23 protein-coding genes are annotated in these 24,955 nt (G+C 32.6%); 22 read left to right on the top strand and 1 reads right to left on the bottom strand.

Going from position 1 to position 24,955, the window contains the following annotated elements; translation table 11 throughout:
• Positions 1-4 precede the first annotated feature (4 nt).
• The 21 genes from PBT91_RS13260 (at position 5) to PBT91_RS13160 (ending at position 22,263) form a co-directional block, all read left to right on the top strand.
• Positions 5-772, top strand: a complete 768-nt coding sequence (locus PBT91_RS13260) for a glycosyltransferase family 2 protein (RefSeq protein WP_270058942.1) — start codon at positions 5-7, stop codon at positions 770-772.
• Positions 751-1,545: a glycosyltransferase gene (locus tag PBT91_RS13255; RefSeq protein ID WP_270058941.1), complete on the top strand. Its 795-nt coding sequence runs from the start codon at positions 751-753 to the stop codon at positions 1,543-1,545. The genes PBT91_RS13260 and PBT91_RS13255 overlap by 22 nt, the downstream gene beginning before the upstream one ends.
• A gap of 9 nt (positions 1,546-1,554) precedes the next feature.
• Positions 1,555-2,577 (top strand): glycosyltransferase family A protein, encoded by a 1,023-nt coding sequence (locus PBT91_RS13250; protein WP_270058940.1) that lies wholly within the window; start codon positions 1,555-1,557, stop codon positions 2,575-2,577.
• A gap of 7 nt (positions 2,578-2,584) precedes the next feature.
• Positions 2,585-3,268, top strand: a complete 684-nt coding sequence (locus PBT91_RS13245; RefSeq protein ID WP_270058939.1) for a sulfotransferase family 2 domain-containing protein — start codon at positions 2,585-2,587, stop codon at positions 3,266-3,268.
• The gene (locus PBT91_RS13240; RefSeq protein WP_270058938.1) at positions 3,268-4,182 is read left to right on the top strand and encodes a glycosyltransferase; all 915 of its coding nucleotides are present in this window, start codon (positions 3,268-3,270) and stop codon (positions 4,180-4,182) included. Before PBT91_RS13245 ends, PBT91_RS13240 begins: the two co-directional genes overlap by 1 nt.
• On the top strand, positions 4,175-5,248 hold the full coding sequence (locus PBT91_RS13235; RefSeq protein ID WP_270058937.1) for a glycosyltransferase family 2 protein: 1,074 nt from the start codon (positions 4,175-4,177) through the stop codon (positions 5,246-5,248). The genes PBT91_RS13240 and PBT91_RS13235 overlap by 8 nt, the downstream gene beginning before the upstream one ends.
• Positions 5,241-6,386 carry a glycosyltransferase gene (locus PBT91_RS13230; protein ID WP_270058936.1) on the top strand — a complete coding sequence of 382 codons (1,146 nt, stop codon included), beginning with the start codon at positions 5,241-5,243 and terminating at the stop codon, positions 6,384-6,386. Before PBT91_RS13235 ends, PBT91_RS13230 begins: the two co-directional genes overlap by 8 nt.
• Positions 6,370-7,320: a glycosyltransferase family 10 domain-containing protein gene (locus PBT91_RS13225; RefSeq protein WP_270058935.1), complete on the top strand. Its 951-nt coding sequence runs from the start codon at positions 6,370-6,372 to the stop codon at positions 7,318-7,320. Before PBT91_RS13230 ends, PBT91_RS13225 begins: the two co-directional genes overlap by 17 nt.
• Before the next feature lie 2 nt (positions 7,321-7,322).
• A complete protein-coding gene (locus tag PBT91_RS13220) occupies positions 7,323-8,138 on the top strand; it encodes a polysaccharide pyruvyl transferase family protein (RefSeq protein ID WP_270058934.1) in 816 nt (271 codons plus the stop codon).
• Between the two features lie 113 nt (positions 8,139-8,251).
• On the top strand, positions 8,252-9,406 hold the full coding sequence (locus PBT91_RS13215) for an acylneuraminate cytidylyltransferase (RefSeq protein ID WP_270058933.1): 1,155 nt from the start codon (positions 8,252-8,254) through the stop codon (positions 9,404-9,406).
• The gene (locus PBT91_RS13210; protein WP_270058932.1) at positions 9,403-10,278 is read left to right on the top strand and encodes an N-acetylneuraminate synthase family protein; all 876 of its coding nucleotides are present in this window, start codon (positions 9,403-9,405) and stop codon (positions 10,276-10,278) included. Before PBT91_RS13215 ends, PBT91_RS13210 begins: the two co-directional genes overlap by 4 nt.
• Entirely contained in the window at positions 10,278-11,672 is a 1,395-nt protein-coding gene (locus tag PBT91_RS13205) for a UDP-glycosyltransferase (RefSeq protein WP_270058931.1), read from the top strand. The genes PBT91_RS13210 and PBT91_RS13205 overlap by 1 nt, the downstream gene beginning before the upstream one ends.
• Positions 11,672-12,826, top strand: coding sequence for a glycosyltransferase family 4 protein (locus tag PBT91_RS13200; RefSeq protein WP_270058930.1), 1,155 nt, complete (start codon positions 11,672-11,674; stop codon positions 12,824-12,826). Before PBT91_RS13205 ends, PBT91_RS13200 begins: the two co-directional genes overlap by 1 nt.
• Positions 12,823-14,358 carry a glycosyltransferase family 2 protein gene (locus PBT91_RS13195; RefSeq protein WP_270058929.1) on the top strand — a complete coding sequence of 512 codons (1,536 nt, stop codon included), beginning with the start codon at positions 12,823-12,825 and terminating at the stop codon, positions 14,356-14,358. The genes PBT91_RS13200 and PBT91_RS13195 overlap by 4 nt, the downstream gene beginning before the upstream one ends.
• On the top strand, positions 14,355-15,341 hold the full coding sequence (locus PBT91_RS13190; RefSeq protein WP_270058928.1) for a glycosyltransferase family 2 protein: 987 nt from the start codon (positions 14,355-14,357) through the stop codon (positions 15,339-15,341). Before PBT91_RS13195 ends, PBT91_RS13190 begins: the two co-directional genes overlap by 4 nt.
• 8 nt (positions 15,342-15,349) lie before the next feature.
• The gene (locus PBT91_RS13185) at positions 15,350-16,459 is read left to right on the top strand and encodes a glycosyltransferase family 4 protein (RefSeq protein ID WP_270058927.1); all 1,110 of its coding nucleotides are present in this window, start codon (positions 15,350-15,352) and stop codon (positions 16,457-16,459) included.
• Complete coding sequence (locus PBT91_RS13180; protein ID WP_270058926.1) at positions 16,456-17,514, top strand: glycosyltransferase family 4 protein; 1,059 nt, start codon at positions 16,456-16,458, stop codon at positions 17,512-17,514. The genes PBT91_RS13185 and PBT91_RS13180 overlap by 4 nt, the downstream gene beginning before the upstream one ends.
• Positions 17,505-18,869, top strand: coding sequence for an O-antigen ligase family protein (locus tag PBT91_RS13175; RefSeq protein ID WP_270058925.1), 1,365 nt, complete (start codon positions 17,505-17,507; stop codon positions 18,867-18,869). Before PBT91_RS13180 ends, PBT91_RS13175 begins: the two co-directional genes overlap by 10 nt.
• The gene (locus PBT91_RS13170; RefSeq protein WP_270058924.1) at positions 18,826-19,848 is read left to right on the top strand and encodes a glycosyltransferase family 4 protein; all 1,023 of its coding nucleotides are present in this window, start codon (positions 18,826-18,828) and stop codon (positions 19,846-19,848) included. The genes PBT91_RS13175 and PBT91_RS13170 overlap by 44 nt, the downstream gene beginning before the upstream one ends.
• The gene (locus PBT91_RS13165) at positions 19,838-20,845 is read left to right on the top strand and encodes a glycosyltransferase family 4 protein (RefSeq protein WP_270058923.1); all 1,008 of its coding nucleotides are present in this window, start codon (positions 19,838-19,840) and stop codon (positions 20,843-20,845) included. The genes PBT91_RS13170 and PBT91_RS13165 overlap by 11 nt, the downstream gene beginning before the upstream one ends.
• Before the next feature lie 32 nt (positions 20,846-20,877).
• Positions 20,878-22,263 carry an exopolysaccharide biosynthesis polyprenyl glycosylphosphotransferase gene (locus PBT91_RS13160; RefSeq protein WP_270058922.1) on the top strand — a complete coding sequence of 462 codons (1,386 nt, stop codon included), beginning with the start codon at positions 20,878-20,880 and terminating at the stop codon, positions 22,261-22,263.
• A gap of 178 nt (positions 22,264-22,441) precedes the next feature.
• Here PBT91_RS13160 and lnt read toward each other — a convergent pair whose 3' ends face one another.
• Positions 22,442-24,034, bottom strand: a complete 1,593-nt coding sequence (gene lnt / locus PBT91_RS13155; RefSeq protein WP_270058921.1) for an apolipoprotein N-acyltransferase — start codon at positions 24,032-24,034, stop codon at positions 22,442-22,444.
• Between the two features lie 175 nt (positions 24,035-24,209).
• On the opposite strand from lnt, the gene PBT91_RS13150 reads away from it, so the two are divergent.
• Positions 24,210-24,950 carry a CDP-alcohol phosphatidyltransferase family protein gene (locus PBT91_RS13150; RefSeq protein ID WP_270058920.1) on the top strand — a complete coding sequence of 247 codons (741 nt, stop codon included), beginning with the start codon at positions 24,210-24,212 and terminating at the stop codon, positions 24,948-24,950.
• The last annotated feature ends 5 nt before the right edge of the window (positions 24,951-24,955 follow it).

Raw genomic sequence — 24,955 nt, 5'->3', positions numbered from 1 at the left:
TTTATTGAAAAAATTAAAAACAATATTAAAAAATGTAAATTCATATTTTATTTTCTATTTCTATGTAAGTAGACGCAAAAAATATGATGAAGAAAATCCCAAAACTTATCCTATAATTATTATAAGTTTCAATCAATTTTTCTACTTAAAAAAATTAGTCGACTTTTTAGAAAAAAGGAATTACGAAAATATCGTAATAATTGATAATGCTTCGACCTATCCTGAATTACTAAAATATCTAGAATTGCTGAAAAAAAGTAAATCTGTAAGAATCCATAGATTACATAAAAATTATGGGCATCTAGTTTTTTGGAAAAGAAAAGAGTTTAGGATGCTCTATGGTAGAGGATATCACGTAGTAACAGATCCAGATGTTGTACCTATCAAATCTTGTCCAGATAATTTTTTAGCTATTTTTAAAGCCAAATTAGATAAATATTTAGAAGTTTCAAAAGTAGGATTTAGTTTATCCTTGGACGATATACCTATTTCAAATCCCCTAAAAAATAAAATAATGAAGTGGGAAAGCCAATTTTGGGAACACAAAACTAAAGATGGAGACTATTTAGCAGAAATTGATACAACCTTTGCACTATATAGACCTTATGAAACAAAATTGGAAGATAATTTCTTCAAAGCGATTAGAACAAAATTTCCTTTAACGGCTATCCATGGGGGCTGGTATATTGATGCTGAAAATCTAACGAAAGAGCAGCAGTATTATTTTAAAACTTCTAATAATTCAAATACATGGAAAATAAAATCTCTGTAGTAATAAGAAATAAAAACGAAGCTGAAGATTTAGAGTTTTTATTATTTAATTTAACCAATAGATATATTGATTCCATTGATGAAATTATAGTTGTTGATAACGAATCTACAGATGATAGTCAGAAGATTACTGAAAAATACGGGGCTCGATTCGAAACCATAAAAAATTTTTCATATGGCGGGAGTGCGAATTTTGCAGCTGAAAAGGCTAAAGGTGATATTATTGTAATATTTAGTGCTCATTCTTACCCCGTAAGTCCTGAATTTTTTGATGTTATAAACGAAAAATTCGATTTTAATGCAAGATTGGCAGGCGTTAGATGTTTGCATACTCCAAACGATTATCGGAATTATATTTTAAATATCGATGCCGAAAAAGACCCAAATAAATCGGGCTTAATTTTTACCGGTTCGGCATTTAGAAAAAAAGTATGGGAGAAAATTCCATTCAATGATAAAGTGCCCACTTTTGAAGATAAGGATTGGACAAAAAGAGTGCTTAAAAATGGATACCAGATAGAATTTGCTCCGGTAGTATTTGCCTACAAAGTAAGCAGAACGAAAGCGCAGACTTATTTTCGAAGAACAAATGATTTGCTAGGAAATTATCAAATATGGCATAGGGAAATAAAAGTGAGACAAGCTTTTAATAATGTTATGGCTACATTTTTAAATGGATTTAAAAATTTATTTTTAGACGTGTATTATGCAATTAAATTTTTCTTTTTCGTATTAAAATTTAAGAAAAGAAAGCCTGAAAAATTTAAATATTAATTTGATATCATGAGAGAAGGACACAATCCTAATAAAGATAGCGTAATCTCTGATATAAGGTTTATTCATCAAATCATAATTCCGGTTTATATTCCTAATCAACAAGACTATTTTAAAGACGCCTTTAGGATCTTTAAAAAGTGTCTTCAATCGATTTTTGAAACAGTAGCTCTGGAAGAGACCTATATTTCTATTGTAAATAACGGCAGTTGTAATGAGGTTGAAAATTACCTTGGAGCATTAAAAGAAGAGAATACGATTCAGGAGCTTATTAATACCTCTAATATTGGTAAATTAAATGCAATTTATAAAGGTTTAATAGGGCATAATTTTGATTTAGTAACTATTGCCGATGCCGACACGATGTTTTTGAGCGATTGGCAACAAGAAACGATTAAGGTTTTCAATACTTTTCCAAAAGTGGGAACGGTAGGGATCGTTCCCCAATTTAATATGTATTCCAATTTTTGTACAAATGTAATATTCGATAATTTCTTTAATAAAGAAATGCGGTTTTTTAAAGTAGAAGAACCAAGAGAAATGCAGAAATTTTATCATAGTATTGGATGGAATATGAAAGAAGACCATTATTACTTGCAATATATATTAGGTGTTGAAAAGGAGGGAACAAAAGCCTGTATTGGTTCTAGCCATTTTGTGACAACTTACAGGAAAGAGGTTTTTAACGAAATAAAAAAATATGTTCCTGCAAAAATGGGAAATAATAGTGAACGTTTATTAGATGTAACTGCCCAAAATAACGGCTTATGGAAACTTACAACCTTTAAAAATTACGCGTATCATATGGGAAACGTTTATGAGGATTGGATGGATGAGGTGAAATTTCAACAAACCCAAAAGAAATTAGAGTATAATAAATTTCAATTAAATCAAAATTCAAAATTAGGTTTTCTGGTAAAGAATAAGTTTTTTAAAAATGTTATGCGTATTAAATTTTTTAATGATTTCTATTTCAAATACAAAGGTTTACCTAAAAGTATTTTAGCTAAGTATGGTAAAGTTTATTATTAAGTAAATTATGATTTCTCATAAACATAAATGTATTTTTATTCACATACCTAAATGTGCAGGTATTAGTATTACTAAATTTTTACTAGGAGATGAATCTATAGCTTGGAATAAGCCTAATTACAATGTATTGTATGGATGGTGCCCCAAACATAAAACATTCCTACAACACGCTTCTGCTAAATTTTTGGTTGAAGAGGGGTTGATTACAGAAAACCAGTGGGCTGATTATTATAAGTTTACATTTGTTCGCAATCCTTGGGATCGGGTAATTTCTGATTATTTCTGGCTTCAAAAGGATCAAAACATAAAAGGAAGCTTAAAAGAATATTTAGATCAAAAAGGTGAATTTCAAGATACGCTAACTCAAAAAGGAACCTTAAAGTTTAGGGGAGATCATCTATATCCTCAAACTTCATTTTTTGATGTAAAGGGAGATTACCAACTAAATCATGTAGGACGCTTCGAATCAATAGACAGTGATTTTAAATTTATATTGAACCAATTACAAATTGAAGGCGATTTTACCTTGCATCTAAATAAACGTAATAAAAAAAGAAAACATTATTCAAGATTTTTTACGGAATCCAATAAAAGACGCGTAGAGGAATTATTTAAGCAAGATATAAAGTTACTTCATTACTCTTTTGAAGATGAAAGAAAAGGCATATCGAAACTCTATAAATATCTTTAATGACATCAGAGATTACTGTTAGTATTTTTATGCTCACCTTTAATCAGGAAAATTTGGTGGCACAAGCTATTGAAGGTGTTTTGAAGCAGAAAACCAATTTTAAATTTCAATTGGTTATTGGGGATGATGGAAGTACAGACGATACGATAAAAATATGCAAAGCATATCAGGAAAAATTTGGCGATGTAATTAAACTAATAACTCGTGATAAAAATATTGGATTAATTGCGAATTTTATTGAAACTGCTAAGTATTTAACCGGAAAATATGTAGCGATTTGCGATGGAGATGATTATTGGACCGACTATTATAAATTGCAAAAGCAAGTAGATTTTTTAGATCGTAATGATGATTACTCAATTACATTTGGAAAATGCTACCGATTAGATTCTAAAGGAAAATTAAGTACAAAAATAACCAATTTCGATAAAACTACATTTGACTTTTCGGATTTGGTAATGACTAATTTTATACCCTCGGTAACCGTTTTATTCAGAAACTCGGCTAGGCTGAGAAACTTACCTAGTTGGTTCTCAAATCTACCTTATGGAGATTGGCCTGTATATCTCTATACACTTAATATGAATAGTAAAATTTTTTTCTTAGATGAATATTTGGCGGTGTATAGAGTGGAAATAGGAGAGTCTTTTAAATTGAGGAAAAAGCTTAGTAATACATTTAAAACCGACATTTATATTTTAGAGAATTTGAGTAAGGATTGCGATTTTGAAAAATCTTATGGCTATTTTAAAAAAGCTATAGTGAAAAAGAAAAAATCTCTAATTCTGGCCTATAATAGAGAGCAAGATTATATAAAAGGATTTCAAGAATTTTCTAAATTATTGTTTATAAATAAGGACTTGAAATTTTTAAAATTATATTTTTATTCTTTAATCAAGACCTTTAATGTTTAGCCTCGTTTTAACATATCGTGATCGTGAATTAGAAATTGTAAAACGTTGTTTAAAATCTTTACAAGATCAAACCGATCAAGATTTCAAGGTTTTTTTAATTAATTATGGAAGTTCAGACAAATTTACCAATGCTTTAGATCAGCAAATTAAAAACTATAATTTTATAGACTATATTTTTGTACCAGCTTATGGCCAGTTATGGAATAAAAGCAGAGCGATAAATATCGCTTTAAAAAGGTGTACCACAAAGCTTTTTTGTGTTGCAGATATCGATTTATTATTTCATCCAAATTTCGTTCAGAAATCAAAACAGCTTTTTAAAGAAAAAGAGATTGTTTATTTTAAGACGGGATTTCTAAATCAGGAAACCACTGGGAAAAATCTAAGTTTTGAAAATTCTAAGGTCTCTTTTAACAGTAATAAAGAGGTTACCGGTATCACTTTATACCAAACCCAAATATTAAAAAAAATACATGGTTACGATGAGTTTTACCATGGATGGGGAGCAGAAGATACCGATGTTCATTTACGTTTAAAAAATGCGGGATATTCGGTGCGTTTTTATGATCAGGAAATTTTAGTAAAACATCAGTGGCACCCAAAACAGTACCGAAGTAAAAAAAGTAATTTTCCTTTCCATACCAATCTTGAAAAAATTAATCATCGGTATATGACTTTGCAAGATCAGCATAAAACAACCCAGGCCAATGGCGAATTTGAATGGGGTAAAATACCTGATATAACCAAATTGAAGGATTTACAAAAGCCGATGCATAAATACGAAATCAGTTCTGAATGTTTTCAATTTGATGCTTTTATTGTTGGTATCTTTCCTTGTCTCCAAGAAGCTTCTGAGATTAAAATTAAAATTGATACTCGTTCAAAATCAATAAAAAATCAGATAAAAAAAATTAGCGGCAAAAAACATATACAAACGTATTCGCTAGAAGGAGTCAATAATACACTTTTAGAAGCAATAATTCAGCATCATCGCTTAGCCCTTTATCATTATAATATCGATTGGGAAAATGAAGAAATACTATTAAAAATAGTACCCGATGCCTAACAAAAAGAAAATTCTGATGGTGGCGATGCCCAGTTTGCATTTTTTTAGATGGGTGGACCAGCTAAAAGATAGTGATTTTGAAGTTTTTTGGTTTGATATTACTGGAGCCGGGAATTTTGTAGAACGTATAAGCTGGGTACATCAAATCACTAACTGGAAATTACGATGGAATTTCCCGGGTAGAATCTTTTTGAAATCGAAACTTCCAAATCTATATCGTTGCTTACAAAAAATAAATGAACGCCGCATTTCTTCTGAGTTTGAAAGAATAATTACTGAAATACAACCCGACTTAGTGCATAGTTTTGCCCTTTATGTGTCCTGTACGCCAATTTTATCGGTTATGCAAAAGCATATGAGCTTAAAATGGATCTATAGCTCTTGGGGGAGCGATCTTTTTTATTTTCAACATAAAGCCAATTATTTAGCGGATATAAAGGAAGTGCTCAAGCGTGTAAATTATTTAATAACCGATTGTAAGCGAGATTGTACAATAGCCGAAAAGCATGGTTTTACCGGAACGTTTTTAGGAGTGTTTCCCGGTGGTGGCGGATTTGATTTAGAAGAGATAAACACTTATAAAAAATCAAAAGAAGATAGAAATATAATTTTAATTAAAGGCTATCAAGGCAGGTCGGGAAGAGCAATCCCGGTTTTGAAAGCTATTTTGAAATTAAAAGAAGAACTTCAATCGTATCAAATTATCGTTTTTGGAGCCGATCCGGTGGTTTTTCAATGGGTAAACCAAAAAGACTTAATCAATTGGAATAACTTTGAAATAGTAGGAAAAATACCTCATCAACAAGTTTTAAAACTAATGGGTAAATCCAAAATCTATATTGGGAATAGTAATTCTGACGGAATGCCCAACACATTATTAGAAGCCTTTTGTTTAGACGTATTTCCTATCCAGTCCAATCCCGGAGGTGTAAGTGCTGAAATTATTGAACATGGTAAAAATGGATTGTTGATTTCGGATTGTAATGATATTAAGGAAATCATTGTTTTAATTTCAACTTCGTTAAAAACCTATTCAATAGAAACTAATACAGAAATAAAAAAAGCATATTCATATAGTACAGTTAAGACGCTTTGTTTAAAAAGTTATAGAAAAGTATATAATGATCAAAATATTTAAAGCATCTAAAATGTCATATACTCCTTTTGATAATTTTGAAGAAGGGGATTTAGAATTTTTCCAAAGTAATAATGTAGAAATTGTAGATAATCACAAATCTGCCGATATTATAGTAAGTGATAATATTACTCACCTAAAGAAATTTTATAAGAGATACTTCTTTGGAGTAAAATTTTTGTTATGGACTAATGAACCAAGGTTCGATTTAGCTTTTGCTGATGTAATTAAGCATTTTGGTTTTATCAAAGTTCATCACATGAATATATACACCAAAAACGTTTTTGTTCAAAATTTATCTTTTCATGGGAAAATGATGAAAAATTCTCTGAAATTTTTAGAGAAGGATTTTTCATTAGAAAACAGAAGAATAGCAGCATTGATGTCTTATTACAAAGGTATAAACACACCTGCTTTAATGTTCGAGAATAAGAACATCGACTTAATATCCTTGCGATCTGAAATTGTTCTGGCTGGAAATAGATTAGATGTTTTAGATGTATACGGGAAAGACTGGCCAGATAATATTGCAATTGAAAATTCCAGACAAGGTAATTGGGGGACTAGAAAACAGGAAATTTTAAATGATTACAATTTTAATCTTTGCTTTGAGAATACGGCCTACCCAAATTATATGACTGAAAAAATATGGAATAGTATCGAAAATTATTGTTTACCAATTTACTATGCAAAGAACACAAATGCCTATAGCTTGTTTCCAAAAAAGAGCTTTATAGATTATAGCGAATTTCAATCGCCTGAGGATCTTTTCCTGTATATAAAGTCAATGGAAAATGATGAATTTATTTTTAGAATGAATAGATGCTTAGAAGTCTACAATAGTATTTGTGAAAAAGGAAAAGAGTTTGGTTTACAGCTTAGGCAAGAGGTTTTAACAAAAATAGTAGAAAAAATTCATTCAATTAAAGCTAGCTAATTATGCCAAAAAAAATCCGACTTTTCTGGTGGAACGAGCGTAAAATTCAAAATAAAGCTAAGGAGAATTATGGCGATATGTTGGGGAAGTATCTGGTAGAAAAAATATCAGGAAAGAAGGTTGAATTTGCCTGGCCTCAAAAAAATAGTTATAAAAATTTATTTTCGCCCATATATGTGACTATTGGTAGTGTTTTAGCGCATGTAAGTGAAAAATGTATTGTCTGGGGGAGTGGCATTATTAATAAAACACATCCGGTAAAAGAGGCTACTTTTTTAGCAGTACGAGGTCCACAAACAAGAAAATATTTAATAGAAAAAGGCTATCAGGTTCCCGAAGTATATGGCGATCCTGCCATTTTACTGCCTGATTTTTATACACCTGAAATACCTAAAGCCTATACGTTGGGTATTATTCCACATTACAATGATTATAAAGCGGCTAAAAAATTACTGGAAGGAGTGCGATGCATAATTGTGATAGATTTTATGACCAATGATGTTGAAAAAACTACTTGCGAAATATTAGCTTGTGAGCGTATTGTATCCTCTTCTTTGCATGGTCTTATTGTGAGCCATGCGTATGGAATACCTGCAGTTTGGCAAAAATTCTCAGATAAAGTATTTGGTGACGATATTAAATATCAAGATTATATGGAATCCGTTCAAATTCCTTTTTATAAACCCGCAATTCGACAAACTCCGTATACATTTTCAGAATTAGAAATGTTATTTACCAATTATCCTAGCTTACCGAATGCGCAAATAATGAAAAATCTCAAGGAAGGTTTAATCGAAGTTTGTCCTTTTGAGAAATAAAAAAGTACTACTCGTCGTCGAAAACCGATCAATTATGGAATAATTTGAGCGTTCATCGAAATTAATTTATGAGGAATTTATAAATAGTATATTAGCATTTAATTAACAAATTAATGAAGGCAGTAGGTTTTATTCCATTACGGAAAGGTTCTAAAGGTATTCCTGGTAAAAATAAACGTAAAATGCTAGGTAGGCCATTGTATTGCTGGGTCTTAACCGAAGCTATCTTTTCGAAACTAGATGAGATAATTGTTTTTACTGACGATACTGAAGTTATTGAATTTATCGAAAATCAATTTAAGTGGTCTTCAAAAGTGAAAGCAGTTTTACGTCCCGAAAATACGGCTAACGATACTGCTTCTACAGAAATTGCAATGCTAGACTATTGTGAGTCTGTTGATTATGATTTTGATGTATTCTGTTTATTACAAGCGACCTCTCCATTTACTAAAGCTGAGCATATTAACGAAGGTCTTTTAAAAATTGAAGAAGGAGCCGATTCTTCATTAAGCGTAGTGAAAACCCATCGTTTTATCTGGAATAATAATGGAGAATCTATCAATTATGATTATAAAAATAGGCCAAGAAGGCAAGATTTCGAAGGCTTGCTAGTTGAAAATGGAGCGGTATATTGTACCACAAAAAAAGCCCTTCAGACTAGCCAAAATCGAATAAGTGGCTCAATTGTTCCTTTTGAAATGCCCGAAATTTCTTATACTGAAATTGATAGTGAAGCCGATTGGAATATTGTTGAAAATCTTTTGGCAACCAATTTACAACAGCAAAAAAAGAATACTAAAATTACCCATTTGGTATTAGATGTAGATGGGGTTTTTACCGATGGAAAAGTACTATTTTCTGAAAACGGAGAACTCGCTAAATCTTTTGATATGCGTGATGGGATGGGACTAGAAATTCTACGACAATTTGGTGTAAAAGTTATGGTAATGACTTCAGAAAATTCTGCCTTGGTTGCTGCCAGAATGAAAAAACTCAAAATCGATACAGTATTTTTAGGAGCAAAAGATAAATTCGGATTGCTTCAAGATTATTGCTTGAAAAATGATGTAGAGATGAACAGTTTGGCGTACGTAGGAGATGACGTGAACGATATGGCTAATATGTGCCGTGTAGGTTGGAGTTTTGCTCCCGCAAATGCTATGGATGAAATTAAACGAATTGCCGATATAAATTTGGCAAAAAAATCAGGAGAAGGAGCTATTCGCAAAGCAGCTCAATTCATAAAAAAATACAATACTAGATTTTGAACACATATAAAGAACCTTACGTAATTGCCGAAATTGGTTGTAACCATAAAGGCGATATAAATATTGCAAAAGAGCTAATTAAAGTAGCTAAGATATTTTGCAAAGTAGATGCCGTAAAATTTCAAAAACGGAATAATAAAGAATTGCTAACTGAAAGTCAGTATAACGCACCGCATCCCAATCCGGTAAATGCGTATGGAGATACGTATGGTGAACATCGTGAATTTTTAGAATTTACGGTAGCGCAGCATCAAGAGTTAAAAGATTTTTGTGAAGAAATGGAAATTACGTATTCCACTTCAGTTTGGGATCTAACTTCAGCAAAAGAAATTGCCAGTTTACAGCCAAAGTTTATAAAAATTCCTTCGGCTTGTAATAATTATTATGAGATGTTGAATTGGTTGTGCGAAAATTATTCCGGCGAAATTCATATTTCTACGGGAATGACTACTAAAAACGAAATAGGAAATTTAGTTGATTTTTTCACTAAAAAGGGTAGAAACAAAGATTTAGTGATTTACAATTGCACATCGGGTTATCCGGTTCCTTTTGAAGACGTATGTTTATTAGAAATCACCAGAATGAAACAACTTTATGAAGATAAAGTAAAACATATCGGGTTTTCCGGCCATCATTTAGGAATTGCAGTAGATGTTGCGGCTTTTACTTTAGGAGCTAACGTGGTAGAACGTCATTATACGTTAGATCGAACCTGGAAAGGAACAGATCATGCCGCTTCGTTAGAACCTTCGGGACTGAGAAAGCTAAAACGAGATTTAAGCGCGGTTTATAACTCCTTAACGTTCAAAGAGAAAGATATTTTAGAAATTGAAGAAGTACAACGAGAAAAATTGAAATTCAGAAAAAATTAATGGCTAAAAAGGTTTTTGTTTTTCTTCCCGATGGTGTAGGGCTTCGGAATTTCGCGTATACCAATTTCAATACCCTTGGCCAAGAACTAGGCATGGACGTGGTGTATTGGAATAACAGTGTTTTTCCTTTAAAAGAACAATTGGGGCTAGAAGAGGTTAAAATCGACCCCAATAATGTGCATAAGCTTACGCCTGTTTATTCTAGGGCAAGGAAGCGAATAGAACTAAATTTATGGCATAAGGAGTTTGATGATTCGGTGTATCAGACCTACAAATTCCCTTTTGAATACAGCAATTTTAAGAAAGCTGCACGTAGTTTTTTAACTCGATTTTTAATTGCAAAACATAATTCTGAAAAAGGATTAACTGCAATTAAAAAACGTATTGATAAATTAGAACGACAAAATCCTAAATATGAATATTGCAAAAAGCAACTGGAAAAGCACAAACCCGATTTAATATTATGCACCAGTCAGCGTTCTACCCAGGCCATTAGCGCTCTGTTAGCGGCTAAAGATTTAGGAATTCCCACGGCTACGTTTATTTATAGTTGGGATAATGTACCTAAAGCGATGTTAGTGGTGGATACCGATTATTATTTCGTTTGGAGCGATTTGATGAAAGCTGAAATGCTGAAGTATTATCCATTTCTAAAAGATCATCAGGTTATTGTTACCGGAACACCTCAATTTGAGCCTCATTTTAATCCTGATTTAATTATACCTAAAGCTAAATTTTTTGCAGATTACGGATTAGATGAAGCAAAAAAATATATCTGTTTCTCAGGAGACGATACAACTACATCTCCACTAGATCAATATTATTTAGAAGATTTAGCCATTGCAGTACAAAATCTTAATAAAGAAGGTTATAACTTAGGAATTATATTTAGGAAAGCACCGGTAGACCATACAGGGAGGTATCAAGAAATTATAGAAAAATACAAAAAGGAAATTACAGAAATAGCACCGGCCTGGAAAGCGATGGGGAAACAATGGAATACCATACTTCCTGAACCTCATGATTTTTCATTATTATCAACAGTTTGTGAGTATGCAGAACTTGTAGTGAATATTTGCTCTTCTATGGTTTTCGATTTTGCAATTCATAATAAACCTTGTATCTATATAAATTACGAACAACCGCAACTGCAAAGCGGAATTCGAGATATCGGGCAGAATTATAACTATGTTCATTTTAGATCGATGCCTTCTAAAAACGCAGTAGCCTGGGGAACTTCAAAAGAAAGTTTACAAGTTACATTAGAAAATTTAATGGATAATCCTAAGCCTATTGTAACCCAGGCAAAAAACTGGTTTACAGTTGTGGCCGGTAAACATCCAAAAACATCCTCTTTAGCGATTTGGGAAACTATAAAAAATATTTTGAACTAATGCATATCGGTTTTCTAACTCCCGAATATCCACACCCAAAAATAAGTCACTCTGGTGGTTTAGGAAGTAGTTTGCAAAATTTGATTTTATCGTTACATGCACAAGGGGTAACTATTAGTGTTTTTGTATATGGTCAAAAAGAGGATACAGATTTTGAAGAAAACGGGATTCATTTTTACTGCATTAAACAGAAAACTTATAAAATTGGCGGATTTTATTGCTATCGAAAATACATAAATAAAAAGCTGAATTATTGGATTCAGCACACCGATATAGATGTATTAGAAGTTCCGGATTGGACGGGGATTACAGCTTTTATGAAATTTTCAGTTCCGGTAATAATGCGATTTCATGGCAGTGATACTTATTTTTGCCATTTAGAAAACCGATCTCAAAAATTCAAGAACCGATTTTTTGAACAGCAAGCGGTAACTAATGCAAATGCTTTTATTGCACCTACTACTTTTGCCGGTAATGTTTCAAAAGAATTGTTTCCTATTAAAAATAAAACTGTAAAAACCATTCATTATGGATTGAATTTGGAACAATTCAATAATGAAAATCCAGCGCAATTTGAGGCATTTACAATTTTATATTTAGGCACGCTAATTCGTAAAAAGGGCGTTTTAGAATTGCCTGATATTTTTGAAAAGGTTCAGCAAAAATATCCAAAAGCAATATTACTATTGATAGGTGGCGATAGTGCAGATATCAAAACCGGAAGTACATCAACCTGGGCGTTACTTCAGCAAAAGCTAAAAGAAAAACAACTTTTCGGAATTCAGTATTTAGGTAAAATGCCCTATGCTGACGTAAAAAAGCATATTAAAAAAGCGCATGTTTGTGTTTTTCCATCCTATGCAGAAACTTTAGGGATGGTAACTATAGAATCTATGGCTTTACAAAAAGCAGTGGTAAATACTAATATTGGTTGGGCTAAAGAAATAATAACTCATGGAGAAGATGGGCTTATGGCACATCCATCAAATCATGAAGCTTTTGCAGAAGCGATAAAACAGATTTTTGACGGGGATCATTTAAGAGAAAAGCTTCAAAAAAATGCGCGATTAAAAGTTGAAACAAATTTTGATATTCAGCAAAAAGCAATTGAAAATATTGAATTTTATAAGGAAATTTTAGCTACACAAAAATGATTAAGTTCGTTCATCGACATAGCGAAAAAATAGTAGGCATTTATAAAGGTGCTAAGCAATTAGAAGGCTATGCTGATGAGGTAGTAACAGCTTTTTGGGCAGTAGCCAACGATTATCCCGATCAATGGATTTGTTGGCTGGAAGAAGAGCAAGTTCATAATTTTAATGAACTGTTTTTTTTAGAAATTTTTCATCACAAATTAATCATGGCTTCTTGTGCGGTTAAAACCAGTTTTTTTAATAAAGACATTGGTTATGTCGATCAATTTCCGTTTGCAGTTGTTAATAGATCCGTAAATTACCCAACTTGGTTAATGAGTAGCGATATGGGAGCCATACATGCTACTGTAATATTGAAATTTCAAAAAAACTTTAGTGGATTTTCTGATTTTCAATATTTATTAAATGCTATTGCCAAATTAGGCCAGCACAATGGCTTATTTTGTTATCATGCACCGCAATTAGCTATAAAAAAAGCGACAGAAGTAGAATATAAAGCTACAACTAAGGATTTGTTTTCTTTTGCTTTTCAATTTTATAAAAAGGCAAGAGGAATTATTTTATTATTTTGTTTTGCGCGATATAAAAAAAGATATCCTTTACTATCACTTATTTCAACTGCTTTAAAAAGGAATTTTTTTAATACCGAAATTAATTTTGCTGATATTGAAGTTAAATCTTCTAAATCTGCTATCGATAATTCAATAGATGTAATAATTCCCACAATTGGTAGGCCAGAACATTTGCTGAATGTGTTAAAAGATTTAAAGAAACAGAGCTTACTTCCGCAGAAAGTTACTGTAGTGGAGCAAAATCCGGATATAGGGAGTAAAAGCGATTTTGATTTTGCTGCTGAAGATTGGCCATTTCTAATTCAGCATATTTTTACGCATCAAACCGGAGCCTGCAATGCAAGAAATTTAGCTTTACAAGAAGTTACTGCATCGTGGGTGTTTTTTTGTGATGATGATAATAAATTTGAAAATAATTTATTAGAAAAAGCTTTTTCTAAAATTGAAGAATACGGATTAGAAGTGTTGGTAACCGCTTACCGAACAAAACAAGAAGTTTTATTATATAAAAATGCCAAGCAATGGGGAACGTTTGGAGCGGGCAATGCTATTGTAAAAAAAGCTTGTCTTAGAAATGTAAAATTTGATCTGGCTTTAGAATATGGATATGCCGAAGATATGGATTTTGGAATGCAATTACGTAATCAAGGAGTAGATATTATTTATCATCCAGAAATTGAAATTGTACATTTAAAAGCACCAATGGGCGGATTTAGAACTAAAATTATAAAACCATGGGAGCAAACAGCACCAATTCCAAAACCTTCACCTACAGTAATGACGTATATTCAAAAGAACTATACGGTAGAACAGCAAAGAGGATATCAGCTTATTTTATGGTTGAAATTTTATAAATCGCAACACATAAAAAATCCATTTAAGTATGAAAGGATTATGCAAAAACGCTGGGCAGTAAGCGAGCGTTGGGCCGCTAAATTGCAGCAAAATAGAAGATCATGAAGTTTGGTTTAATAATATGTACTTTTGAAAGAGCAACGGCTTTACTTCGTGTGTTAGATTCAGTAAAAGCCCAAGCGGTATATTCCGATCAAATTCTTGTAATAGATGGATCGCTGACTCACAACACTAAGGAAGCATTACAAGCGTATTCTATTCCAAACTTAGATTATTATTATGTTCAAGAAAAGCATCGTGGGTTAACCCGACAACGAAATTTTGGAATAGCAAAACTTTCTTCTGAACTAGATATTGCTTTTTTTCTTGATGATGACGTAGTTTTAGCGCCTGATTATTTTAAAAATATATTGCTTACTTACAAAAGCTATCCAAATGCTTTAGGAGTAGGAGGCTATATATTAGATGATTCTATTAATTGGCAGAAAGCTGAAAATGGCCCTGTTCTATATGATGAATATGAATTTGACGGTTGGAAACGAAAGTTAGGTAGTCGAAACTTGTTACGAAAAAAACTAAATTTATTAAGCGATTGCGCACCTGGTATTATGCCGGCGTTTTCTAATGGTTTTTCAATAAGTTTTTTACCTCCTAGCGGAAAAACATATCCTGTTGAATTTTTTATGGGTGGCGTTTCATCTTTTAGGACAAAGATTTTGAAAGAGCTACAATTTTCAGAATATTTTCAAGGTTATGGCTTGTATGAAGATATGGAGTATTGCCTGCGAGTTTCTAAACTAGGGCAATTATATGTAAATACCTCAGCATGTCTGTATCATTATCACGATCCCGACGGACGGCCGAATCAATTTAGATATGGCAAAATGGTTATTGAAAATGGCTGGCATGTTTGGCGAACTAAATATGAAAAGCCATCGCTAAAAGCAACGCTAAAATGGTATAAAATTGCGTATTTATTAACTTTTGTGCGATTAGCAAATGTATTTTCTACCTCTAAAAGGCAGGAAGCATTTACTGAATTTTTAGGTAGAATGCGCGCATTATTGGTAATACCATTTAAACAATAATTTTGCTTATGAAATTTGTTGTAATCACACATGTTGTTCATAAAAAAGTCGGATCTAATTTTCAGGCTTATGCTCCGTATGTTTTAGAAATGAATAGATGGTTCAACTATGTTGATGCAGTAAAAATAGTAGCTCCTGCAAATATTAATCACGCATCGAAAATAACAACAGCATACCATCATAAACAACTAGATTTTGTAGAAGTTCCGCAATTTTCGTTGCTTTCATTACGGAGTGCTTTCATAACGCTACTGAAATTACCCATTATAATCTATACTATTTGTAAATCGATGAAATGGGCTGATCATATTCATTTACGGTGTCCGGGTAATATGGGATTACTAGGAAGTATAATACAAGTTTTTTTCCCTTCGAAAGCTAAAACAGTAAAGTATGCCGGGAACTGGGATCCAAATTCAAAGCAACCTTGGACGTATAAATTGCAAAAATGGATTGTTTCTAATCCGAAAATCAGTAAAAACATTCAGGTTTTGGTATACGGGGAATGGCTAAATCAATCTAAAAATATTCGTCCTTTTTTTACCGCTTCTTTTGGAGAAAATGATAAAATTCAAAATATAAAAAAATATAATCAGCCTTTTCATTTTGTGTTTGTAGGAAGTTTAGTAGTAGGGAAAAGGCCTCTGTTTGCTATTAAATTAGTTGAAAGTTTAAGGAATAGAGGATTTGATGTGGATTTGTCGATATATGGGGAAGGCGAATTAAAAGAAAGCTTACAAGACTATATCTCTGAACAAAACATTCAAAACTATGTAATTTTAAAAGGTGGAAGGCCATTATCTGAATTAAAAAAAGCTTACCAAAAAGCTCATTTTTCAATATTACCTTCAAAAAGTGAAGGGTGGCCCAAAGCCGTTGCGGAAGCTATGTTCTTTGGATGTATTCCTATAGCTACCAAAATTTCTTGTGTTCCTTGGATGCTAGGTTTTGGTGAGCGAGGTATATTGATTGAAGGAAATTTACAAAGGGATATTGAAACTCTAGAAACTCTATTAGGAGATAAATCACAATTAGTAAAGATGTCTCGAAATGCTCAAGATTGGTCTGAAGCCTATACAGTAGAATTTTTCGAACAAGAAATTGCTAAATTGGTATGAGAGTTTTACAACTTATCGATTCTCTAGATGCGGGAGGTGCTGAAAGAATGGCGGTTAATTTTTATAACGCCCTAAGTAATGTAGAAAACATAACCTCTTTTTTAGTGGTGACCAGAAAGGAGGGGATTTTAAAGAAAGAATTGAAGATTTCTTCAAATTATCTATTTTTAGAAAGGAAAAGAGTAATTGATATTAAAGCTATTTATGCTCTTATGAAATTTGTTAGAGCAAAGAAAATAACTCACATTCATGCGCATGGCAGCTCTTATTTTCTTGCGAGTTTGTTGAAGATTGCAATTCCCCGTCTAGTTCTTATTTGGCATGATCATTACGGTAACAGTGAATTTCTTAACGAAAGGCGCTATTCAGTTTTAAAATTATGCAGCTCTCAATTTGACGGAATTATTGCAGTAAATAAAAAATTGGCAGATTGGAATAGCAAAAAATTAAATTGTACCAATTGTATCCAAATAAATAATTTTGTTCAACTTGCTGAAAATGCAGTTGAAAACGTGAAGTTGGAAGGAAACCAAAAAGTAAAATTGATTTGTGTAGCAAACTTTAGACCTCAAAAAAATCATCTATTTTTACTTAATGTTTTTGCTAAACTGAGCGATAAGGATCTAAGTCTACACCTTTTTGGTAAGCACTTTAATGATGAATACGGTAATAGGATTTTAGAGCGGGTAGAGAAGACGGCTAATGTTTTTTATTATGGTCCAAAGTCAATTAATAGGGAAATACTGAATCAAGCTTCCATAGGAATTTTAGTTTCAAAATCAGAAGGCTTACCACTAGTATTATTGGAGTATGCTGAAGCTGAATTAGCTGTTATTTGTACAGATGTAGGGGAGTGTAGAGCGGTTGTTGAAGATGCCGGAATAATAATTAATTCTGGGAATGAAGATGAGTTGCTGGAGGCCATTAATTCATATGCCGAAGATAGTACAAAGCTAAATAGCGATGCATTAAAATTTCATGAATTAGTGAAAAGAAAATTTGGTGCTGAAGAAATTATAAAACAATCAATTGAGTTCTATAAAAGATGCAGTTGACGATAGATCAAAATAGAAAAGAATACTTTCGACTTTTGCTGCTTCATGTGGCTATAGCATTTGCTATATATTTATATAGACCTATCTCTGTACTTGTTTGCCATGGGATGTTATTATTTTGGCTAATTTATATTCTTCAGAAAAAGAATAAAAATAATGAAGCTTTAATGGCAGCAGCTTATGTTGCAGGAAGCGAAGTGTATTTTAGAATGACTGCCGGTATGATATTTTATGAAACCGGAAAATATATGGTTGTGGTTTACATCCTTATAGGGATGTTTTTTAAAGGAACATCTTCTAAAACTGTACCTTATTGGTTTTTTATTCTTATGATGGTACCTGGTATTTTGGTTTCAGCAATTAATATAAGCTATGGTGCTGAGTTTAGAAAATTGGTTGCGTTTAATTTAAGTGGTCCGGTTTGTTTAGGTGTCGTGGCAATCTATTGCTATTACAAAAAGATTAAAAAAGCAGATTTTGAAAAGGTTATTTTAATGTTGCTCTTACCGCTAATTTCAAATATGCTTTATTTATATCTGTATACACCTTCTTTAAAAGAATCACTCATAAATGTCTCCGCGAATTATTTAGCAACGGGGGGATATGGGCCTAATCAAATTTCGACTATTTTCGGAATGGGATTTTTTCTTATTTCAACCCGACTTTTTCTGGTTAAGGACAAATTAATAAATCTTGTGGATTTTGTTTTGCTTGGTTTAATGGCCTATCGTGCAATAGTTACGTTTTCTAGGGGTGGTGTTATTACTGGCGTAATTTGTATCTGCACATTTGTGCTCTTCTTTTATTATAAACAAAATGCAAAAACTAGATCAAGTATTTTCAGGAAAATATTATTTATAGCAGTTGCAGGACTTGCAGTATGGTCATTTACGTTAGTTAAGACTTCCGGGTTAATAGGGAATCGATATACTAATAAAGATGCCTCAGGGAAATTAAAAGAAGATATTACTACCGGAAGATCAGAATTGATAGAAACCGAATTGCATGCATTTACCAACAATCCTATACTTGGAATCGGAATTGGAAAAGGAAAAGAATATAGAGAGGAACAATTGGGTATCATAATAGCAACACATAATGAAATTAGCCGAATGCTATCAGAACAGGGTATTCTTGGTCTTATTAGTTTGTTGATTTTAATCTTTGTTCCTGTTGTATTTTGGTTTAAATTCGAAAACAATTATTATTTTTTAGCGTTTTTAGCCTTTTGGTTTTTAACAATTAACCATTCAGCTATGCGAATTGCTTTACCTGCCTTCGTTTATGGCTTGGCATTACTTTATATAGTAGATGACAAAAAAGATCCTGTACATAGGAAACGACTTGCGCGTTAATAGTTTTACAGCGACCTATATTTCATTCTTAAGTGAAATGCTTAGGCAAGAAGGCTATGAGGTTAAAACGGCTTCTTCGGTAACTAACAAAGCCGTTCGACTTATTGAAATGCTAGGTTTGATAAGCAAATTCCATAAATCAACAGATGTTGTTTTAATTGATACTTATGGCGCCACTAATTTTTATTACGCTTATTTGGTGGGAAGGTTGTGCCAGATATATAAATTGCCTTATATACCCATTTTGCATGGTGGTAATTTACCTGAACGTTTGGATAAAAATCCTAAATTCAGTCGGAATTTGTTTGGTAATGCATTTCAAAATATTGCCCCATCAAATTTTTTAAAAAACGAATTTGAAAAAAGAAATTTTGATCGAATCTGCCTTATTCCTAATTCTATAGATTTAAAAAATTATCCTTATAAATCAAGAACACATTTCAGGCCTAAGTTATTATGGGTGCGGCGCTTTCAGTATAGATATAATCCTAGAATGGCTTTAGAAGTTTTAGAGTTGTTATCGACCAAGTATAGTGATGCAGAATTATGTATGGTTGGACCTGAGAAAGATGGCAGCATGCAAGATTGTAAACGCTTAGTAAAAAAGAAGAATTTAAAAGTCAAGTTTACCGATAAGCTTAAAAAAATAGAATGGGCAGCATTATCTGAGGATTATGATTTTTTCATTAATACTACTACAATTGATAATACACCACTTAGTGTTATTGAAGCTATGAGCTTAGGTTTGCCTATCATCTCAACAAATGTAGGTGGTATGCCTAATCTAATTGTACATGCCAAAGATGGTATATTGGTTCCTTCAGGAGATGCGGAAAAAATGGCTTCAGAAATTTCCAGAATTATAGAAAATCCAACAACAGGAGAATCTCTAGCTTTAAATGCACGGAGTAAGGCTGAATTTTTTGATTGGAAAATGATAAAAAAGGACTGGTTAAAGATTATCAGTAATGTCGGTTAAAAAAGTGCTTTATATTGGTAATAAATTAGCACATACTGGGAGTACCCCAACCTCTGCTGATATTTTACCTGGGTTACTTGAAAAAGAGGGATATATTGTATATTCATTTTCGGCCAAAGAGAATAAAATTTTACGTCTGCTAGACATGCTTAAAAGTGTGCTGATGTTTAGCAATAAGGTAGATTGGATAATTATAGATGTGTACAGCACACAAAATTTTTGGTACGCCTATTTATGCGGAATGCTTAGTAAAATGAAAGGCGTTCAATATATAAATATTTTACATGGCGGAAATCTGGAGAAAAGACTACGCAAAAGATTCTTTTCGTTTTTCCAAAACGCTAAATACAATATCGCGCCATCCGAATTTTTTTATTCTAAATTTTCGACTGTAGGATTGTCGAATTTGAAGTTTATTCCAAATTCAATAAAACTAGATGAATATAATTTTAAAGAGCGTTTTCAATTTGCACCAAAGATAATTTGGGTTCGCGCATTTGCTGAAATTTATAATCCAATGCTGGCGATTCAGCTATTGGAGTTGTTAGTGCAGAAATACGGGAGCGCAGCGCTTTACATGGTTGGTCCCGACAAAGATGGTAGCATGCTAAAGTGTAAAAATTACGCTGAAATAAATAAGTTACCAATCACTTTTACAGGAAAACTAGATAAAAAACAGTGGCACAAATTAGCTGCAGAATGTGATATTTTCTTGAATACTTCTACCATTGATAATACACCTGTGAGTATCGTGGAAGCTATGGCCTTGGGTTTACCTGTGCTAAGCTCTAAAATAGGCGGTATTCCATATCTGATCGAAGATGGTAAAGATGGAATTTTATTTGAAAGTAATAATCTTAAGGATTTGGCAGATAAAACTTTTAAATTATTAGATAAGCAATTAGATGCGAATACTATAGCGAAAAATGCTAGAAAGAAAGTTGAAAAATTTGACTGGAAAAATGTAAAAGATCAGTGGAACGATTTACTGACTTAAAAGAGTATATTTGAAAGCGTAAATTAATGGAAATGGCAGACAAACCCCTACTACATTTCGAAATTTCAGAAAGGAAGGTTCTTCTACGAATATTCGACGTTCTGTTTGTTCTTTTAACGCTTACATTACTGCAAATTTTCACCAATTTTAGTTACTTCAGGATTAGTAAAGAGTTTTGGTATTGGACAGTTTTGCTTGTCGCCTATTTAAAACTGTTTGCTCATATTTTTGAACTATACGACCTTCAGAAAGCAAGCCAGTTTGATATAGTGCTCAAAAATGCATTGCTAACAACCTCTTTAACAGTTCTTTTTTTCATTTTAACACCGCTGTTAAGTCCGAGTTTACCCGATAACAGAATTCAAATTCTATATTTTTTCCTCACAATTTTATGCACAATTTTATTGTGGCGTTGGGCTTATATTTCTTTGATTGCCTCACCCAGATTCAATAAAAGAGTAATTGTAGTTGGGGATAGTTTTGATATTAAAATGATTGCAGAAGCCTTTAAAAAAGCAGATCCAAATTACGAGGTTGTAGGATTTGTAAATACTGATGGGCAGGTTGAAGTTGAAGATGAAAATTTGTTACAATTTGAGGTTGAGGATTTACGAAAAGCTGTTAAAAAATATCATATAAAAGAAATTGTGGTATCTAGTGGCTATAATGGATTAATGCTTCCGCTGTATAACGAACTCAGTTTTCTTCTGAATGAAGGCTTCCCAATTCGTGATTATATGCAGGTTTACGAAGATATTACTGCAAGAATTCCTGTGCAAAATGTAGATCACGATTTCTATAGGTATTTTCCTTTTAGCCGAAGTAATCAAAACAAATTTTATCTTTTTAGCTTACGTTTATTTGATATTCTATTTTCATTAATAGGAATAGTAATAGGCATTGCAATCGTACCATTTTTATTAATAGGAAACGCTTTAGCTAATCGCGGCCCTTTGCTTTATACACAAGAAAGAATTGGACAAAATAGTAAGCCATTTAAGATCATTAAATTTAGAACGATGGTTAAGAATGCAGAAGAGCAGGGACCAAGATATGCTGAAAAGAATGATCTTCGAACCACGCCCTTTGGTAAATTTATGCGAAAAGCAAGAATCGATGAAATTCCGCAGTTTCTGAATTTATTAAAAGGAGAAATGAGCTTGATAGGTCCAAGACCAGAGCGACCTGTGTTTGTTCAGGAACTTTCCAGAAGTATTCCTTTTTACAACATTCGTCATGTAATAAAACCTGGTTTAACGGGTTGGGCGCAGGTAAAAGGAGATTATAGCGGAGAAGAGGCCGGTGCTTTAGAAAAACTTCAGTATGATCTATTTTATATAAAACATCGCAGTATTTTCTTAGACCTCAATATCATTCTGAAAACCTTGAGTACCGTAATTTCTATGCGCGGACAGTAATCTGCATATATGCAGCTACGCAATTAAAATTGAGAAATTAGAATCTACTTTTGACAGCATAAAAAAAATGTTCTGAAATGTCGAAAAACGTAATTTTTATAAATCCAATTTCGATAAATTAGACATCAATTTTTAAATCTTTAGATTGAAAGCGAATAGATAATTCCACCGTTTTTTACTACAAATACTTACTGCGTTTAATCCCAACCATAGTAAAAAGAAAAATAAAGAGCGCTAAAAACTTCGAAACTCGAGCGATATAATCTCCATATTTGGAATAAAAAGTAATCTTATTATTCAGAATAATATCTCCGGAAATGCTACCGCGTTTTTCGTATTCTAATTTTTGCTGAATTTCGCCAATTGGATTTATGATTTCTGAAATTCCAGTATTTGCACTTCGTGCTACCGATCGTCTGTTTTCGATTGCTCTAAGTTTTGCGTAACTGGCATGTTGTCTATGTCCCGATGTATTTCCCCACCAGGCGTCATTGGTGATTATACTTAAAAAATTGGCTCCGTTTTTTACATAACCGGTAACATATTCGCCATAAATAGATTCGTAACAAATTATTGGAGCGGTTGAAATACTATCTTTTATGTTGAATACAGCTCTATCTTTTTGGGTAGTTTTCATAGCAACAGTTCCACCCAAATCGATCATTACATCGCCTAAAATTGGTTTAAGAATATCTTGGTAAGGAAAGTTTTCTACCCCAACAACTAATTTCGATTTGTGATAAACCTGGTTTTCAGTATTGTTTTTGATTAGAAAAGCTGAATTGTAATCATTAAACCAATCATTTTCTCCTAATCGATTGGATTGAGGATTCACTAAGTTTGGGTTAGAAAAGCGCTCGTAAAATGAGATTCCACCCAAAAAGCTCAAATTTGGCTTAAGTTGCGAAATCTGTCTTCCAAAAAATGCCGCTTCAGATTTGTTGAATCTTGATAAAACTGTTCCGTCAGCAAAAACCGTTTCAGGAGCCAAAACGATTTCGGTCGAATCTGTGATGTTTTCCGAAGTCATATTCAGCAATAACTCGCCAATTTTTGTATCGTTCGTATTATACTTTTCGGTATAAGGATTTATGTTGGGTTGAAGTATTAGGGCATTTATTGTTTCCCTTGGCATCTCATAATTCCACAACAAAATATAAGATAAGAGAATTGGGAGTCCAATAGTTAAGATAGATTTAATACCGGCGCGATATAAAATCGTTTTATCCTTAAATTCATTGAAAGCAAGTATGGCTTTAAAAAATATAAAATTCACAAGTAGGACCCATAATGTTCCCCCAAAGGTTCCTGTAAATTCGTACCATTGTATCCAGTTTGTGTATTCAGAGAATCCATTACCTAAATTTAGCCAAGGCCATGAAAAATCCCAGCCAAGATGTATCTTTTCGAATACGATCCAAAGGCTTATAAAAAAACTGGCAGAAGCTCTAAAACCTGTTCGTTTGGCGATAATGTGATAAATCAAAAATACGACCGACATGAGTAAGGAATTCGCTAAAATAGCGAACGCACCGCCAAAAGGAGTAGAAAAATAGATCCAATAGGTAGTAATAATATTCCAAATGAAAAAGCTAATATAAGCGACTCCAAAAATCTTCCATTTCTTAAACTTTGCTTCAGAATTTCGAATATTGAATTCTGCTAAAAGTAAAGGCGTAAATCCTAAAAAAAGGAGCAACGGAAAACCGTTAGTAGGCCAGCCAAAAGCAAGTAAAAGTCCGCTTAAAATTGCAAATAGAATATTCTTCATAATAAAAAAAATTAAACTGAAATTTGTCTTTTTACTGTTATCAGCTTTAAGGGAATTGCCTTTGATTTTTGTAGACAAAAATACTAAACTCAGTTAGAAAAAAGGTTTTAAGGAAATTTTATTAGACATTGAGTTGTAAATACCTATTTTAGTTGATTGCTAATCGAACCAATCAATGAAGAAACATATTCCGAATCTTATAACGCTTTGTAATTTATTTAGTGGAAGTATTGCTGTAATTTTTGCCGTTCAGGGGAACTTAGTTGCAGCAGCATTTTTCGTAGCTTTAGGAATATTTTTCGATTTTTTTGATGGTCTTGCGGCTAGAGCATTGAATGTTAAAAGTGAAGTGGGATTACAACTGGATTCTCTTGCAGATGTTGTAACTAGTGGGGTGGTGCCCGGTATTGTGATGTTTCAGCTGCTTACAATGGCATTGCCGGGTGAAAATGGAGTTCCGCAGTGGACTTCGGAAACGAATTGGTTAGAATTCACTTTTAACCCTTTAGCTTTATTTGGGCTTCTTATTATATTGGGATCGGGTTACAGACTAGCTAAATTTAATGTAGATGATCGCCAAACAGATTCTTTTATTGGTTTACCTACTCCGGCAAATGCGTTATTGATTTTATCGCTACCGCTCATTTTAACCTATCAGCCTAATAGTTTTGCTACAGAAATAATTCTAAACGAATGGTTTCTTTTTGCTTTAACCATCATTAGTTTTATTATTTTAAATGCGGAATTACCGTTATTCGCTCTAAAATTTAAAAACTATGGATTTAAGGGAAATGAGATCAGGTATATTTTCTTAATTCTCTGTGTGGTTTTAATCGTGTTGTTTCAGTTTCTGGCAGTGCCGATGATCATTTTGAGCTATGTACTTTTATCTATTTTTTCCAGAAACAAAAGCTGAAATTA

It is taken from the genome of Zunongwangia sp. HGR-M22 (assembly GCF_027594425.1).
In the GTDB taxonomy this organism is placed as follows: Bacteria; Bacteroidota; Bacteroidia; order Flavobacteriales; family Flavobacteriaceae; genus Zunongwangia.
The sequence above is the reverse complement of the archived record's forward strand: the minus strand, read 5'-3'. Positions and strand labels throughout refer to the sequence as shown.

Bases quoted from the DNA above. Each gene is read 5' to 3' on its own strand.
- PBT91_RS13165 (WP_270058923.1), top strand. From the start codon at position 19,838: ATGTCGGTTAAAAAAGTGCTTTATATTGGTAATAAATTAGCACATACT.
- PBT91_RS13225 (WP_270058935.1), top strand. From the start codon at position 6,370: ATGATCAAAATATTTAAAGCATCTAAAATGTCATATACTCCTTTTGAT.
- PBT91_RS13215 (WP_270058933.1), top strand. From the start codon at position 8,252: ATGAAGGCAGTAGGTTTTATTCCATTACGGAAAGGTTCTAAAGGTATT.
- PBT91_RS13185 (WP_270058927.1), top strand. From the start codon at position 15,350: ATGAAATTTGTTGTAATCACACATGTTGTTCATAAAAAAGTCGGATCT.
- PBT91_RS13180 (WP_270058926.1), top strand. From the start codon at position 16,456: ATGAGAGTTTTACAACTTATCGATTCTCTAGATGCGGGAGGTGCTGAA.
- PBT91_RS13195 (WP_270058929.1), top strand. From the start codon at position 12,823: ATGATTAAGTTCGTTCATCGACATAGCGAAAAAATAGTAGGCATTTAT.
- PBT91_RS13150 (WP_270058920.1), top strand. From the start codon at position 24,210: ATGAAGAAACATATTCCGAATCTTATAACGCTTTGTAATTTATTTAGT.
- PBT91_RS13230 (WP_270058936.1), top strand. From the start codon at position 5,241: ATGCCTAACAAAAAGAAAATTCTGATGGTGGCGATGCCCAGTTTGCAT.
- lnt (WP_270058921.1), bottom strand. From the start codon at position 24,034: ATGAAGAATATTCTATTTGCAATTTTAAGCGGACTTTTACTTGCTTTT.
- PBT91_RS13235 (WP_270058937.1), top strand. From the start codon at position 4,175: ATGTTTAGCCTCGTTTTAACATATCGTGATCGTGAATTAGAAATTGTA.
- PBT91_RS13245 (WP_270058939.1), top strand. From the start codon at position 2,585: ATGATTTCTCATAAACATAAATGTATTTTTATTCACATACCTAAATGT.
- PBT91_RS13250 (WP_270058940.1), top strand. From the start codon at position 1,555: ATGAGAGAAGGACACAATCCTAATAAAGATAGCGTAATCTCTGATATA.
- PBT91_RS13190 (WP_270058928.1), top strand. From the start codon at position 14,355: ATGAAGTTTGGTTTAATAATATGTACTTTTGAAAGAGCAACGGCTTTA.
- PBT91_RS13255 (WP_270058941.1), top strand. From the start codon at position 751: ATGGAAAATAAAATCTCTGTAGTAATAAGAAATAAAAACGAAGCTGAA.
- PBT91_RS13220 (WP_270058934.1), top strand. From the start codon at position 7,323: ATGCCAAAAAAAATCCGACTTTTCTGGTGGAACGAGCGTAAAATTCAA.
- PBT91_RS13200 (WP_270058930.1), top strand. From the start codon at position 11,672: ATGCATATCGGTTTTCTAACTCCCGAATATCCACACCCAAAAATAAGT.
- PBT91_RS13170 (WP_270058924.1), top strand. From the start codon at position 18,826: ATGACAAAAAAGATCCTGTACATAGGAAACGACTTGCGCGTTAATAGT.
- PBT91_RS13205 (WP_270058931.1), top strand. From the start codon at position 10,278: ATGGCTAAAAAGGTTTTTGTTTTTCTTCCCGATGGTGTAGGGCTTCGG.
- PBT91_RS13240 (WP_270058938.1), top strand. From the start codon at position 3,268: ATGACATCAGAGATTACTGTTAGTATTTTTATGCTCACCTTTAATCAG.
- PBT91_RS13175 (WP_270058925.1), top strand. From the start codon at position 17,505: ATGCAGTTGACGATAGATCAAAATAGAAAAGAATACTTTCGACTTTTG.
- PBT91_RS13160 (WP_270058922.1), top strand. From the start codon at position 20,878: ATGGCAGACAAACCCCTACTACATTTCGAAATTTCAGAAAGGAAGGTT.